14 protein-coding genes are annotated in these 13399 nt (G+C 63.1%); 7 read left to right on the top strand and 7 right to left on the bottom strand.

Features of this window, described 5'->3' with window-relative positions; all coding sequences use genetic code 11:
* Window positions 1–808: 808 nt before the first annotated feature.
* From PV768_RS13860 to PV768_RS13845, 4 genes are all read right to left on the bottom strand, one after another.
* Entirely contained in the window at window positions 809–1246 is a 438-nt protein-coding gene (locus PV768_RS13860; RefSeq protein ID WP_421093289.1) for a hypothetical protein, read from the bottom strand.
* 125 nt (window positions 1247–1371) lie between these two features.
* Complete coding sequence (locus PV768_RS13855) at window positions 1372–2955, bottom strand: esterase/lipase family protein (RefSeq protein ID WP_421093288.1); 1584 nt, start codon at window positions 2953–2955, stop codon at window positions 1372–1374.
* A 575-nt stretch (window positions 2956–3530) separates the two neighbouring features.
* On the bottom strand, window positions 3531–4346 hold the full coding sequence (locus PV768_RS13850) for an AfsR/SARP family transcriptional regulator (RefSeq protein ID WP_421093287.1): 816 nt from the start codon (window positions 4344–4346) through the stop codon (window positions 3531–3533).
* Window positions 4347–4678: 332 nt separating this feature from the next.
* Window positions 4679–5152 carry a VOC family protein gene (locus PV768_RS13845; protein ID WP_421093286.1) on the bottom strand — a complete coding sequence of 158 codons (474 nt, stop codon included), beginning with the start codon at window positions 5150–5152 and terminating at the stop codon, window positions 4679–4681.
* Window positions 5153–5224: 72 nt separating this feature from the next.
* On the opposite strand from PV768_RS13845, the gene PV768_RS13840 reads away from it, so the two are divergent.
* Together PV768_RS13840 and PV768_RS13835 are read left to right on the top strand one after the other, a co-directional pair.
* Entirely contained in the window at window positions 5225–5626 is a 402-nt protein-coding gene (locus PV768_RS13840; protein ID WP_421093285.1) for a DUF3054 domain-containing protein, read from the top strand.
* A gap of 108 nt (window positions 5627–5734) precedes the next feature.
* The gene (locus tag PV768_RS13835; protein ID WP_321213574.1) at window positions 5735–6016 is read left to right on the top strand and encodes an Lrp/AsnC ligand binding domain-containing protein; all 282 of its coding nucleotides are present in this window, start codon (window positions 5735–5737) and stop codon (window positions 6014–6016) included.
* Between the two features lie 21 nt (window positions 6017–6037).
* Here the strand turns inward: PV768_RS13835 and trpD are convergent, their stop codons facing one another.
* Window positions 6038–7093, bottom strand: coding sequence for an anthranilate phosphoribosyltransferase (gene trpD, locus PV768_RS13830; RefSeq protein WP_421093284.1), 1056 nt, complete (start codon window positions 7091–7093; stop codon window positions 6038–6040).
* Window positions 7094–7205: 112 nt separating this feature from the next.
* Here trpD and PV768_RS13825 point away from each other — a divergent pair, with 112 nt between their 5' ends.
* The 4 genes from PV768_RS13825 to PV768_RS13810 all read left to right on the top strand — a co-directional run bounded on the left by PV768_RS13825 (window position 7206) and on the right by PV768_RS13810 (window position 11575).
* The gene (locus PV768_RS13825) at window positions 7206–7880 is read left to right on the top strand and encodes a cytochrome c oxidase subunit 3 (RefSeq protein WP_197432522.1); all 675 of its coding nucleotides are present in this window, start codon (window positions 7206–7208) and stop codon (window positions 7878–7880) included.
* An 86-nt stretch (window positions 7881–7966) separates the two neighbouring features.
* A complete protein-coding gene (locus PV768_RS13820) occupies window positions 7967–8755 on the top strand; it encodes a c-type cytochrome (protein WP_321213577.1) in 789 nt (262 codons plus the stop codon).
* A 98-nt stretch (window positions 8756–8853) separates the two neighbouring features.
* Complete coding sequence (locus tag PV768_RS13815; RefSeq protein ID WP_157242294.1) at window positions 8854–9927, top strand: ubiquinol-cytochrome c reductase iron-sulfur subunit; 1074 nt, start codon at window positions 8854–8856, stop codon at window positions 9925–9927.
* The gene (locus tag PV768_RS13810; RefSeq protein WP_321213578.1) at window positions 9905–11575 is read left to right on the top strand and encodes a ubiquinol-cytochrome c reductase cytochrome b subunit; all 1671 of its coding nucleotides are present in this window, start codon (window positions 9905–9907) and stop codon (window positions 11573–11575) included. The genes PV768_RS13815 and PV768_RS13810 overlap by 23 nt, the downstream gene beginning before the upstream one ends.
* A 119-nt stretch (window positions 11576–11694) precedes the next feature.
* On the opposite strand, the gene PV768_RS13805 is transcribed toward PV768_RS13810, so the two are convergent.
* A complete protein-coding gene (locus PV768_RS13805) occupies window positions 11695–12465 on the bottom strand; it encodes a GntR family transcriptional regulator (RefSeq protein ID WP_157242292.1) in 771 nt (256 codons plus the stop codon).
* 163 nt (window positions 12466–12628) lie between these two features.
* Between PV768_RS13805 and PV768_RS13800 the strand changes: the two genes are divergently transcribed.
* Entirely contained in the window at window positions 12629–12922 is a 294-nt protein-coding gene (locus tag PV768_RS13800; RefSeq protein WP_421093283.1) for an HPr family phosphocarrier protein, read from the top strand.
* 74 nt (window positions 12923–12996) lie between these two features.
* Here the strand turns inward: PV768_RS13800 and PV768_RS13795 are convergent, their stop codons facing one another.
* Window positions 12997–13398 (bottom strand): cytochrome c oxidase subunit 4, encoded by a 402-nt coding sequence (locus PV768_RS13795; protein ID WP_013601026.1) that lies wholly within the window; start codon window positions 13396–13398, stop codon window positions 12997–12999.
* Window position 13399: the final 1 nt, after the last annotated feature.

Genomic DNA, 13399 nt, shown 5'->3' with positions numbered 1-13399 from the left:
TGCATGGGAATAGCTGCCGGGGAGACGAAGCCACCGCGAATGAATACGCCCGCTTTCAATCCGCAGGGATGCCAGTAGTAGCAAACACGCCGCCGCGGGTGTCCCCATGGCGGGCTACGCAGGTGCGCGTCTGACTCCTCTGGGATCCTGACGCGCCTGACCTCGGTTGCAGCACGGTGGGTCCGCGAACAACTAAGGTCGGTCTCGTGACGGGTGATCTGCGAGGCTTCTCCCTGGGGACGTGGCTGCGAGTGCGCGGGGACCTCATTGGAGTGCTCTGCGGTCCCCGTATCCATGATCGCGCTGCCCCGACGGCCAAGTGGAGGTGACCCAAGTGGAACGGTTTCTGATACTACTGGCCATAGTCCTTGCTTCAGTGGCAGTCTGCGTAGCCGGACGCTATCGATTCCCCATCAAGGAAGGATCCCGAGCGGATCACTTCTTCGAACGGCTCCAGTTGGCAGGGAACGTAGTATCCATCGGAGTGGAACTCCTGCTTCCTGCCGTCACCGGTTTCCTCGGCCAGCCTTTCCTGGCCTACGCGGCCGCAATCCTCCAAGTTTTCGCTGTGAGCATCTTCCGAATCCAGCTGCCTTCAATTCGGGCGTTCCGCCCCGGGACGGCCGCTCAGCACTCAGTAGGTGAACCGGAACTTCGCCGCACCCGATGGCCCTACCAAACTGTCTTCGCACTGGGATACGTCCTGCTCCTTGCTTACGTGGCGTCCATTTTCGGTACGTATTTCTAATAGCGACGGCGCGTTCTGCAGCTGCCGTGGGGAGAATCACGCGCTGCTTCACGTTCGGATTCATGGAACTTTGGGCGGCTTCGTCGACCCCAGACGTTCGGCCAGCACCGGAGGCCCCTGCGCACCCAACTGTTCCACCTTCCAGGCATCGGGGAAGAACCGGCTCCGCACCTGCTCAGGCGTGATGCCAGGAGGCAGCAAAACTGGATCGAAGGCAAGCTGGTCTTCGAAAAGCAGCAGGTCCACGTCCGCCGGCACGAAGGCCCGCACCCAGGCCACCAATTCGATCATAGGCGCGGGCGGAGCGCTGATCACGAACGCGGTGAGGTCATCGCTGAGCCCGACATCCCAGGCGTCCGAGTAGCCGACTCGCGCCAGCCGTCTACCGCGGCGCTCGAGAGGCTGTCCGATGTGGTCGCGCCGCAGTGCTCCGAAGACGCCTTCGCGGTCGAACCGCCACTCAGCCCCGTTGACCACGACGAAGGTGTAACCGCCCACCGTCACCTCCTGTCCACGAAAGCGCCTACCTGCTTCTGGCACAATTCTGGCATCCCGCCCTCGCGGACGGCAGGCACCAGTGCGTTCGGAACTGCACCACTCCCCTGCGGCTGAAGCGGTCGGTCTCAGAATGAAAGGGTTCTCGGGGTCACGGTGAGGTTGATCCCTGCATGCCGTCCCAGCAGGTCCCGGGAGGCCTCCGGGACGTCTATGCGTCCGGTCCAGCGGTGAACGGTAGGGTCTATGTCCTTCAACTGGTCCCTCTCCCCCGGCTCCCAGTCCCGGAGGGCCGTCGGGATCACGCTGTTCCAGGCAGCCCATGCCCTCGGCAGCGGCCGGTCTTTTGCGGGAGGTTCGATGTCAACCACCAGGGTATCCTGCCAATCCTCGGTCTGTTCCAGGTGGTCATCAAAGAAGAAGTGTCCCTCCTTCTCCCTGATGGACATCAGCCGGAGCCGGAGCGCATGACGAAGCCGGGGTACCACCCTGCCGCCGACACGCGGCCGTGGGGCCTTGGAGGAAAGGAAAGTCGTCAGCAGCGGAACCGGAGAATCGATGGGGTCCCCTTCCCGCCAGTGCTCAATCTGCACCGGACAGAAGTGGGACGCACTCTGCTCGTGGACCATGACGGGCAGTCCCCTGATGGCCAGCGCGACGTCAAGCTGGAATTCGACGTCGGCAGGTGCGTCCCTGCCGACCGTGAAGCCGACCAGCTCCACTTCGACCTTAAGATCGCCGAAGAGGAAGCGCTGGAGGTTCTGGTAGCCCTCCTCCGAGTTGACGATTCCGTACCGCCCGCTGTGGCTGCGGTGCACCACGGCCAGCGGCGCGCCGCGGACTGCAGCGTTGTCGATCTGGACCAGCCCGTCACTGCGGGCTCCCACCGCTTTGGAGGACAGGCCCATGGCCACGTCGTAGTCCTCCGGATTGGACCCAACGAGGCAGAACAATTCGTCCACCGGGAAGCCCTCCTCGGGCATCTCGGTTGCGATGAATTGGTCGCGCGTCAGCGTCCTCCTGAGGGCAGGAGGGGTCAGGTACTCGTACATCCGGTCAGGGCCAAAAATATCCGCGCCCTGGAGCCCCGTGGCGTCGCGAATCTTCTCCAGCAGGCCAAAACCGATGGCGAAACGGATTCCACCGTGCGGCGTTGCGTAGGTAAAGACCCTGGCAACAAATCCGGCTCCCGCGGCGGCGTCTACATTGCCGTCCTGCCCGGCGAGGCTTTCCGGGATGACCCGTTGCAGAAGCGAGCGGCAGATCAGCCCGCCCATGGAATGGGCCACCAGGAAGACCTTGGGCGCGCCGGTCTTCTCCAGCACAAGCTTGATCAGCTTGAACAGGTCGCGTGCCGCATCCTCGAAGGAGAAGTTTTCCGGGTCCGCGCCAAAGGTATCTGCTGACACGTCGTAGAAGCGGTGGATCCACACCGACGCCGGGTTCACCGAGCCGGCGTCCGCGCTGTTCAGAAAGGCCCATTGGTCACCGTGAACAGGGACCTCGTACTTATGGTCGCTCACCAGCCGCAGCATCGGAGACTCGAACTGGTGGAACTTCGCCCGGCCATTGCTGTCAGCCCTGACGTGCACAGAGCCCTGACTGAAGCCGTAGAACGGGTCATCGACGGCGGTATTGACGGCGGTGCCTGTTCCGGCGAAACCCCGGACGTAGATCACGGGCAGCCGGCCGTCGTCGCCAGGGAACCCCATACTGTCCCTCCTTAGGCAACAGATCAGGACTCTGCCGTGCGCCTTGCAGCGTACGGGTCTTGGCCGATTGGACCATCCGCGGCGTTACCGCAGCGTTACTGCTGCCGGTTCCTCCGCCGCGCCCCGCGGGTCCCAGTGCCGGTGCCGTGGGGGTTAACGGCTCAGCGGTGTACGGAGGCGGGAGCCCCGCCGGGCAGGACTAATCTTGCGTCAATATTTCGGAAACGCGAGCCAACTCCTGATTTTCCTCCACCAAGATCAAAGGAACCAAGAGGAAGGCCTCCATTCAATGGAGGGCACCTCTGGCGGCCAAGGGATCGGTGCGGCAGAAGCCTGGACCTTCCCACAATCATTGAGCCAGGACGGGAGAGGTGACCGCGGTGATGCAAGACCACCATTGGTCCGAGCCCGCGGGCGACCAGGGACCAGAGCAGGAGCCCCCCTCCGCCGGCTTCATGGTCATTCGAACCTGGCAGGAGCCCGGCCACCCACAGGGGTTCCGCGCGAGGATAACCTACGGACAGACTCCCAGCAGCACTCAAAGCACCGTGGCCACAGCCGACCCCGCGGAGGTCCTAAGCGTGGTCAAGCGCTGGCTGGCCGCTCAGCCAGGGGTGACCGGGCGGAACTGACCGTTCCGTCCCCAAACCTGGCCGGCGCTCGAGGGGCCCCGTGAGAAGCCCGCTGACCGATTCCGAAGGCAGTAGACCCATGTCTTCCCCAAGCTGCTTCCGGTAGCGTTCGTAAGCCCTGAGCGCGGCGGCGGGATTGCCGTGCTGCAATTCAGCCCGGATAAGGAGACTGACGGCAGTTTCATAGAGCGGCTCGATCTCCACCGCCGCCTCGGCGGCTGCCTCTGCCGTACCGGTGTCCCCCACGGCAATTGCATGCGAAGCGATGGCTACGTAAGCCCGTAAGCGGTCCTGCTGCAACCGGCTCTGTTCAACCATCATCCAGTCCTCGTACCAGCCGGGAAGCAGTTGCGCGTCATGTAGTCCGTCCAGCAGGGATGCAGGGTCGGCCTGCAGCCCTGCACCGCCCAGGGCCCTGGCCTGAAGCCGGACCCGCCTTAGGTCAACATCCACGTCGTCGCTGAGGTACAGCATCCGGCCCTCATTGACGATCAGCCCGGGCACTTGGCGGGAAATCAGATGCACACTGACGCGCAGGCTCTCCAACGCCTTGGAATCCGGATACTCGGGCCACAACAAGCCAACGAGGTAGTTACGGAGAAGCGGACCCTTGATGGCCAGCGCCGCGATCAGCCGCTGCTGACGCGTCGCAACGTGCACAACCACGCCGTCCCGGTAGAGACGCCAGGACCCGAGCAGTTCCAGTTTCAATTCTCCATAGCCGTCGGCGCCCATGGGAACCTGATTTCGGTTCAGCAAAACGTGTGATGGATGGTACGAATGAGCATCCTCAGGACGGTCGGTCCTGTCAATGGGGCCATCCCCATACTTCCTAAGGGAGAGGTCCCTCTCCGAAGCGGAGGCAACGCGGACGGAATCTAGCGCCTGGACCCGATCCCGGCGCCAACCACGGCCCCGATCCCAAGTCCCAGTGCAAAACCAAGCAACGGACTGTCAAAAACCGCGAGCCCAAGGGTAATTCCAACAGCACCGCCAACGAGGCAACAGATCCACAGTGGCTTGTTCACAGGGCCTCCAGCAGCGGATAGTTCGGCAGCCGGCCGGAGATTACTGCGGATTTCCCGGCAAGGTCACCCGTCATAGGCTTTCTGCAGTTCGGCGATGTCCAGCTTGCGCATCCCCAGCATGGCCTGCATGGCCCGCTGAGATCCGTGGGGGTCGGGTCCCGCGATCAAGGACGGCAGGATTGAGGGTATGACCTGCCAGGACAAACCGAAACGGTCCTTTAGCCAACCGCACTGGCTTTCTGAGCCGCCGTCGGTCAGGGCTGCCCAGTACCGGTCCACCGCGGACTGGTCCTCGCAGTCCACCACGAACGAAACAGCCTCAGTGAAGGTGGATCCCCGGGCACCATTCAGGGCAGTGAACCCCCGTCCTCCGAGTTCAAAGTCGACGGCGATTGCTTCGCCTGCCGCGCCCGGTCCGCCCTCACCGAACCGCGAAACATTGAGGATTCTTGAATCGTCGAAAACCGAAGTGTAGAACTGTGCCGCCTCTTCCGCCTGGTTTTCGAACCAGAGGCAGGTCCCGATCTTTCGTGGCATGGTGGCTCCCTTCCGGCTTGAGCCTAATGCCGCGGTCCACGTCACACAACGGCCGGCGTTAAGCTCGGATCCATGACTTCCCGCAACATGAAGACCGCAAATCCGCACGCCTTCCGCCTGACTCTGGCAGCGGCGGCGACCGACGCCGCCATGATCCTGGTGTTCGCCGCCGTCGGACGTGACGCCCACCAGCGCGGCGAAGTGGTGACCGGTGTGCTCCTGACCGCCTGGCCGTTCCTGGCGGGTGCTGCGCTGGGATGGATCATTGCGAGGGCATGGCGGCAACCCCTCTCGGTACGGCGCACCGGCCTCGCCGTTTGGCTCGGCAGCGTGGCGGGAGGGATGGTGCTGCGCGCCCTGACCGGCCAGACCGTGGTGCTCCCGTTTGTCATAGTGGCTTTGGTCAGCCTGGGGGTCCTGCTGCTTGGCTACCGCTTGCTGCTGGCGGGGTTCAGGCGCCGCCGCCGTGCCTGAACAGGACGGGACACGACGGTCCGGCCGCGCGCGACTGCCAATGTAATAGGCTGGCAGCAGAAGCTTGCCGGGCACTGCTACGGCGCAACAGATCCGGAAGGGTTCAACGTGATCACTGCATTTGTCCTGATCAAGACCGACGCTGCCCGCATCCCTGAAACTGCCGAGGAAATCTCCTCGATCGAGGGGATCAGCGAGGTTTATTCCGTAACCGGAGAATGGGATCTCATTGCCGTGGCCCGGGTCCACCGGCACGAGGATCTGGCGGACGTCATCGCGGACAGGCTTTCCAAGGTCCCTGCCGTGGTCCACACCACAACCCACATTGCCTTCCGCGCATATTCGCAGCACGACCTGGACGCGGCGTTCTCGCTGGGCTTTGAGCAGTAGCCAGTAGGGAACTGACCTTGCTCACCGGGCGGTGAGCGAGACCCACTTCCCAAGGACGGCTGCGGCGGCCCCGGTATCAATGGATTCGGCAGCGCGGGCAAAAGCCTTCCGCATCCGGTCAAGGAAGGGGCCCTCGGCCGATTCGTCGAAGGCCACCAGACCGGCCGCTGCATTGACCAGGACGGCGTCCCTGGCCGGGCCTGCCTTGCCGGCGAGGACCTCGCGGACAACGGCTGCGTTTACCTCTGCGTTTCCACCCCGCAGCTGTTCCACGGTGGCAAGGCGGATGCCCAAGTCCTCCGGAGAGAAAGTCAGCTCTGTCACCCGGCCATCACGGATCTCCCACACTGTGGACGGACCCGTGGTGGTGAGTTCGTCCAGGCCGTCGTTGCCGCGGAATACCAGGCCCCTGCTCCCCCGCTGCGCCAGCACGCCGGCTACCAGCGGCGCCATCCTGGCGTTTGCGACGCCGACCGCTGAGGCCTGCACGTTGGCAGGGTTGGTGAGGGGGCCGAGGAAGTTGAAAGCGGTGGGAATAGCCAGCTCGCGCCGGGGAACGGCGGTGTGGCGGAATGAGGGGTGGAACACCTGCGCAAAGCAGAACGTGATTCCGGCCTCTTCGGCGTTGCGCGCCACCTCCTCGATGGTCAGGTCGAGCCGCACGCCCAAGGCTTCGAGTACGTCTGCAGAGCCGGACGACGACGACGCGGCCCGGTTGCCATGCTTGACCACCTTGGCACCGGCCCCCGCCGCGACAAGGGCTGCCATCGTGGAGATATTCACCGTGTTCAACTGGTCTCCGCCGGTGCCCACGATGTCAAGCTTCTCGCCGGAGATGCTCACAGGCCTGGCATGGGCAAGCATGGCCGCCACCAGGCCCGAAAGCTCCTCAACTGTTTCGCCTTTGGAGCTGAGGGCCACCAGGAATCCGGCAATCTGGGCGGGCGTGGCCTCCCCCGACATGATGGTGTCCATCGCCCAGGAGGTGTTGTCCGCTGTCAGGTCAGCACCGCCGATCAAGGCGGAGATCAGGTGGGGCCAAGAATTGCCGGACGGTGCGGAAACCTGTGAAGTCACCTCCTGATGCTATCGAGCGTTGCCGGGGCGTGACCAATGTGAACCCCTCCAGGAACTTTTCCGGGCGATTTCGCGTCTTTGTAGAAAAAGTCCCCCGAAAAGGCGGTTTGCGTTGGGCAGCACGGAGTTTTACAGACATAATGTCTATGTGACATCTGCGACCCATGCCCCCAGTACCCCGGCGCACCCCACGCTGAACCGCCCGAACATGGTTTCCGTTGGAACCGTTGTATGGCTGTCCAGCGAGTTGATGTTCTTCGCCGGTCTCTTCGCCATGTACTTCACGCTGCGCTCCACGAGTGCGCAGATGTGGGCCGATGAGACAGCCAAGCTCAACTTCCCCTTTGCGCTCGTCAACACCATCGTCCTCGTGGCAAGTTCCTTTACTTGCCAGATGGGCGTCTTCGCGGCCGAACGGCTCCAGCCGCGCCGGACCGGGGGCGCTTTCCAGTTCGCCCGCTGGGGAATGAACGAATGGTTCACCCTGACGTTCCTCATGGGCGCATTCTTCGTTGCGGGACAGACCACGGAATACGCCATGCTGGTCTCTGAGCACGTCTCGCTGTCCTCCAACGCCTACGGCTCCGCCTTCTATATGACCACCGGCTTCCACGGCCTCCACGTCATCGGCGGCCTCATCGCCTTCCTGCTCATCATGGGCCGGTCCTTCGCCGCGAAGAAGTTCGGGCATTTTGAAGCGACCTCAGCGATTGTCACCTCGTACTACTGGCACTTCGTGGACGTCGTGTGGATCGGCCTCTTCCTGGTCATCTACGTACTCAAGTAGCCAGCTTTGATTCTTTTTCTACAAGAGGCAGAATTTCAGGTAGCGGCTCCCGGAGCCGGCGCAGGATCGAATAAAGGAACCACCACGTGAAGGCACTCTCACAAAAGCGGCGTCACCCACTAGCAGCACTAGCGCTGCTCCTGATGGGGCTCCTCATCACGGGTGGGGTATACGCCGCGGCTACCACAGTCAACGAGGCCAAGGCCTCCAGCACTTCCTACAGCGCCAATGACGTGGAAGAGGGCGGCAAGCTGTTTGCAGCGAACTGCGCTACCTGCCACGGGATGGGTGCCAGCGGAAGCCAAGCTGGTCCTTCGCTGGTTGGCGTTGGTGCAGCAGCCGTTGACTTCCAGGTGGGCACCGGCCGCATGCCGATGCAGATGAACGGCCCCCAGGCCATGAAGAAGCCCGTGCAGTTCAACGATGAGCAGACCCGGCAGCTTTCAGCCTATGTTGCTTCCCTGGGTGCCGGCCCGGCGGTCCCTGAAGAAGGCCTGCTCGACGAAGGCGGCGACGCAGCAGAAGGCGGCGAGCTGTTCCGCACCAACTGCGCCATGTGCCACAACGCAGCAGCCGCCGGCGGCGCGCTGACCCGCGGCAAGTTCGCACCCGCGCTGGCAGACGTATCCGGCAAGCACATCTACGAAGCCATGGCCACCGGCCCCCAGAACATGCCTGTGTTCAGTGATTCGAACATCACCCCCGAAGGCAAGCGGGACATCATCACCTTCCTCAAGCAGATCGAAACCACCGGCTCGCCGGGCGGAGCAGACCTCGGATCCCTGGGCCCGGTGGCAGAAGGCCTGTTTGTTTGGGTTGCCGGCCTCGGCGTCATCATCGCCTTCACTATCTGGCTGACTTCCCGGACGTCCTGACCCCTGGGAACCACCACACACTTCTGCTGATCCGTCAGCAGCTTGATATTAGAAACTAACCCGGCACCCGCCGGGACGAGAGAAGGATGAGGCGAATTATGGGCAACCATAGTGACGGCAGTCCGAACCACTCGGGCACCGTAGCTACGGCTGGTCAGAATGAGGTGGAGAAATTCCAGGATCCTGGAATCCCTCCGCACCGTTTGCGCCTGGCTGACACGGACCCGAAGGCCGCAAAGCGGGCAGAACGGCAGGTCGCCTTACTATTTGGCATCTCTGTTGTTGGAACCCTGATCTTCCTGGTGGCGTACTTCGCCATTGACCTGGGAGGCGAAGAATCGAGCATCGGCACCATCCGGCTCCAGAACATGCTGCTCGGCCTTGGCACGGCGTTCGCCATGCTCGGGATCGGTACCGGCATTGTGCACTGGGCCAAGGCCCTCATGCCGGACCACGAAGTTTCCGAGGAGCGCCACGCGATCCGCTACGAGGAGGACCGGCAGGCGGCTGTCCGCATCGTCGATGACATCGTCGAAGAGACGGGCATCAAGCGCCGTCCGCTGATCCGTAACACCCTCCTGGGTGCCGTTGCACTCGCGCCGCTTCCGGCAGTCGCCATCTTCGGTGACCTCGGACCGCGCCCGGACGACAAACTGGCCCACACCATGTGGGCACCCCAGGAAGGCAAGCTCAAGCGGCTTGCCCGTGACCCTGACGGAACGCCGATCAAGGCCTCCGACGTCACCATCGGCTCGGCCTTCCACGTTATTCCGGAAGGGCTGAACGACCTCCACGAGGGCAAGCTCAACGAAAAGGCCAAGGCCGTTGTGCTGCTCATGCGGCTGGACCCGGCATCGCTGAACCCCTCCGAGGGCCGCGAGGACTGGGGCTACAACGGCATTGTTGCCTACTCCAAGATCTGCACCCACGTCGGTTGCCCTGTTGCCCTGTACGAGCAGCAGACGCACCACCTGCTGTGCCCGTGCCACCAGTCCACCTTCGACCTCACCCAAGAGTGCAAGGTGATCTTCGGCCCCGCCAGCCGGCCCCTCCCCCAGCTGCCCATCGCAGTTGACGACGAGGGCTACTTGGTCGCCACCAGCGACTTCAAAGAACCCGTAGGACCAAGTTACTGGGAGCGTGATATGCATGAGCGCAGCATCACCAGCTGAGCCGGCTTTCGTCGCCAAAACCAAGACGGGCCGGATTACCGACTTCGTCGATGCACGTGTTGGCGGTTCCGGAATCCTCCGCGAGTTCGGCCGCAAGGTCTTCCCGGACCACTGGTCCTTCATGTTCGGCGAAGTGGCCCTCTACTCGTTTGTCATCCTCCTGCTCTCGGGCACGTTCCTGACATTCTTTTTTGATCCGTCCATGGCCGAGACGCACTATGAGGGTTCATACGTCCCGCTGAAGGGCGTGGAGATGTCCGTGGCGTACAGCTCGTCGCTCGACATCTCGTTTGACATCCGTGGCGGCCTGTTTATGCGCCAGGTCCACCACTGGGCGGCCCTGCTGTTCGTAGCCTCCATCGCGGTGCACATGCTGAGGGTCTTCTTCACCGGCGCCTTCCGCAAGCCCCGCGAAATGAACTGGGTTGTGGGCAGCGTCCTGCTCATCCTGGCAATGGCCGCCGGCTTCACCGGCTACTCGCTGCCTGATGACCTGCTCTCCGGAAACGGCCTGCGCATCATCGACGGCGTGATCAAGTCCATCCCGGTCATCGGCACCTACATCTCGTTCTTCCTCTTCGGGGGAGAATTCCCGGGCACCGCCATCATCGGGCGCCTCTACATGCTGCATATCCTGCTGGTGCCGGCACTCATCCTGCTGATGATCGTCCTGCACCTCTTCATGGTGGTCGTCCACAAGCACACCCAGTACCCCGGCCCCGGCCGGAACGACAACAACGTCGTCGGCTACCCTCTGGGTCCTGTCTATGCAGCCAAGGCCGGTGGATTCTTCTTCATCGTGTTCGGCGTCCTGGCCCTGATGGCAGGGTTCTTCACGATCAACCCGATCTGGAACTACGGCCCCTACGATCCCTCCCCCGTATCCGCCGGTACCCAGCCCGACTGGTACATCGGTTTCGTTGACGGCGCCCTGCGCCTGATGCCGGGTGTGATTGGCGACTTCCACTTCGAATACGTCATCTTCGGCTACACCCTCACGCTGAATGTCCTGCTGCCGGCCCTGGTCCCGGCAGGCATCCTGTTCACCATCATGTTCATGTACCCGTGGATCGAACGGTGGGTTACCAAGGACGAACGTGAACACCACGTCCTGGACCGTCCCCGGAACGCCCCCACCCGGACGGCTATCGGTATGGCCGGCTTCGTCTGGTACTGCGTCATGTGGGCGGCTGCCGGGTCCGACCTCATCGCAACCCACTTCCATGTCTCGCTGAACGATGTGACGTACTGGCTGCGCGCCCTGTTCTTCGTCGGGCCGATTATCGCCTTCGTCGTCACGAAGCGCGTGGCGCTGGCCCTCCAGCGCAAGGACCGCGAGATCGCCCTGCACGGACGCGAGACGGGCCGCATTGTCCGCCTCCCGCATGGTGAGTTCATCGAGGTTCACGCTCCCCTGGACGAGTACAAGCGCTACAAGCTGGTGGGCTTCGAATCGCCTGAGGTTCTTCCTGCCGTGCCGAATGAACATGGCGTTGTAACCCGCAAGGAAAAGCGCCGCGCGTTGCTCTCCAAGTGGTTCTTCGAGGACCGGGTTGCGCCTGCAACTCCGGCTGAACTTGAAGCTGCGCACGGCCACGGCCATGCCGCAGTGGAAGCACCCGAGGAAGCAAAGAGCCTGTCCCACTAAGGCTTACAAAGGCAAACAGGAAGGCCCGGTCCACATGGACCGGGCCTTCCTGTTTGCCTTTCGTGTGTCCGCAGCGCCAGCGCTGCACTCCGTCTGCCGCCGGTGTGGCGGCGGGCGCCTCAGTGGTTACGTGCCCGGCGTGCACCCGGGCGCTGCAGCGGCACCCATAGCTTGTACCTGTCTGCGCGGTAGTAGGAGACCGAATAGTCAACCATGGCCCGGGCTACGAAGGCATGCCGCTGGATCTTAAGGAGCGGCGCACCCACCTCCACGTTCAGCAACCGCGCGGTGGACGGCGAAGCCGCGGTGGCCTCGATCATGTCCTCGCCCCATTCCATCACCAGCCCAAATTGCTCGCTGAGGACGTTGTACAGCGAGGTGGGCGGTTCCCCGTCCAGCAGTCCAGGCACCCGGTGGGCCGGAATGAAGTTCTCGTCAACGCTCATGGGTTCACCGTCGGCCAGGAGCAGGCGCCGGAAACGCACCAATGGCGTTCCCTCATCCAACTGCAGCTCGCGTGCAAGGAACGCACTGGCGGCAATCTGCTCAAAGCTCAGGACCTTCGCCGCGGGGACCATCCCGCGTCGCTGCATCTCCTCGCTGTAGGACGTCAGTTTGACCTGGAGATCGAGCTTTGGCCGGCGGACGAACGTGCCCAGGCCCACTACTCTCTCGATCACTTCTTCGCCTACCAACGCATCAATCGCCTGGCGGACGGTCATGCGGGCAAGGCCGAACCGTTCGGCGAGATCCCGTTCAGACGGCAGGGCTGATCCCGGCGGGCAGGAGTCGGCGATGTAGGTACGCAGGATCTCACGCAGCTGGACGTAGATGGCCGTGCCACTGGACCGGTCGATGTCGCCGGTGATGGCTGCCGCACTAGCTGGCATGGATTGTCTCCCCTGCGTTGAAGTTCACCTTCCAATTTTAGGTCAGGTCTAGACCAGCGTTGTTCACCATGCCCAGCCGTTTAGCAGGGCAACGGGGCAGGCCCTATATTTGTCATGAAAACGCGATGTCGACGGAGGGGGCCGTCATAACGGAGGAGTCCCTTTGCCAACACATAACGCCGTGGTCAAAGCATCGGTGGGCCTGCACGCCAGGCCTGCCGCCCTATTTGTACGGGCTGTTACGGAAACCGGACTGCCGGTGACCATCTCCAAGGAGGGTGGCCCAGGCGTTGATGCGCGCTCCCTGCTGCAGGTAATGGCGGCGGATTTTCACCAGGGATGCATCGTGGAGCTTGGCGTCAGCGACGCGGCCGTCAGAAGCCCGCTGGGCCGCCAGGTGGCCGAGGACGCCCTGAGGGCGCTTGGCGAGCTGCTGGAGTCGCAGGGCGCAGCCTAGGGCGTGCCAGGAGCAACAAAAACGACGTCGGGCCCCACCGTTTGGTGGGGCCCGACGTCGTAATCGGTGAAGCGTTAGTGCGCGTGGTCTCCGCGGCTGTATTCGTACACCCAGCCGATGAGTGCCACTACTGCCAGGCCGGCCGCGATGAACACAATCCAGAAACCCACCGCAAGGCCCAGGAAACCTGTTGCGCACGCGATTCCCAGGACCAGCGGCCACCAGCTCCAGGGGCTGAAGTGTCCCTGCTCGCCGGCGCCTTCGTGGATCTCAGCATCGCTGCGGTCCTCGGGGCGCATACCAACGCGCTTCCCGGTGAAGCCAAGGTAGCCGCCAATCATGCCGGCAAGTCCGCCCACCAGCAGGATGCCGAGGATGCCCACCCATTCGCCCCAGTTGGTCAGGAAGCCATAGACCAGGGACACCGGGACGAAGAAGAAGACTCCGGCACCAAAAATCCAAGATTCAATTTTCATT

Origin of the sequence: Pseudarthrobacter sp. CC4, assembly GCF_048957775.1 — a bacterium.
Lineage (GTDB): Bacteria > Actinomycetota > Actinomycetes > Actinomycetales > Micrococcaceae > Arthrobacter.
Note: the sequence above shows the minus strand (reverse complement) of the source record. Positions and strands in the feature narration are given on the sequence as shown.

What these genes read in the sequence shown, in the direction of transcription:
- PV768_RS13855 (WP_421093288.1), bottom strand. Translation starts at nt 2,955, where the DNA reads ATGGGGTTCCCTGGCGACGACGGCCGGCTGCCCGTGATCTACGTCCGG.
- PV768_RS13845 (WP_421093286.1), bottom strand. Translation starts at nt 5,152, where the DNA reads ATGCCACGAAAGATCGGGACCTGCCTCTGGTTCGAAAACCAGGCGGAA.
- PV768_RS13840 (WP_421093285.1), top strand. Translation starts at nt 5,225, where the DNA reads ATGACTTCCCGCAACATGAAGACCGCAAATCCGCACGCCTTCCGCCTG.
- PV768_RS13815 (WP_157242294.1), top strand. Translation starts at nt 8,854, where the DNA reads ATGGGCAACCATAGTGACGGCAGTCCGAACCACTCGGGCACCGTAGCT.
- PV768_RS13810 (WP_321213578.1), top strand. Translation starts at nt 9,905, where the DNA reads ATGAGCGCAGCATCACCAGCTGAGCCGGCTTTCGTCGCCAAAACCAAG.
- PV768_RS13805 (WP_157242292.1), bottom strand. Translation starts at nt 12,465, where the DNA reads ATGCCAGCTAGTGCGGCAGCCATCACCGGCGACATCGACCGGTCCAGT.
- PV768_RS13795 (WP_013601026.1), bottom strand. Translation starts at nt 13,398, where the DNA reads ATGAAAATTGAATCTTGGATTTTTGGTGCCGGAGTCTTCTTCTTCGTC.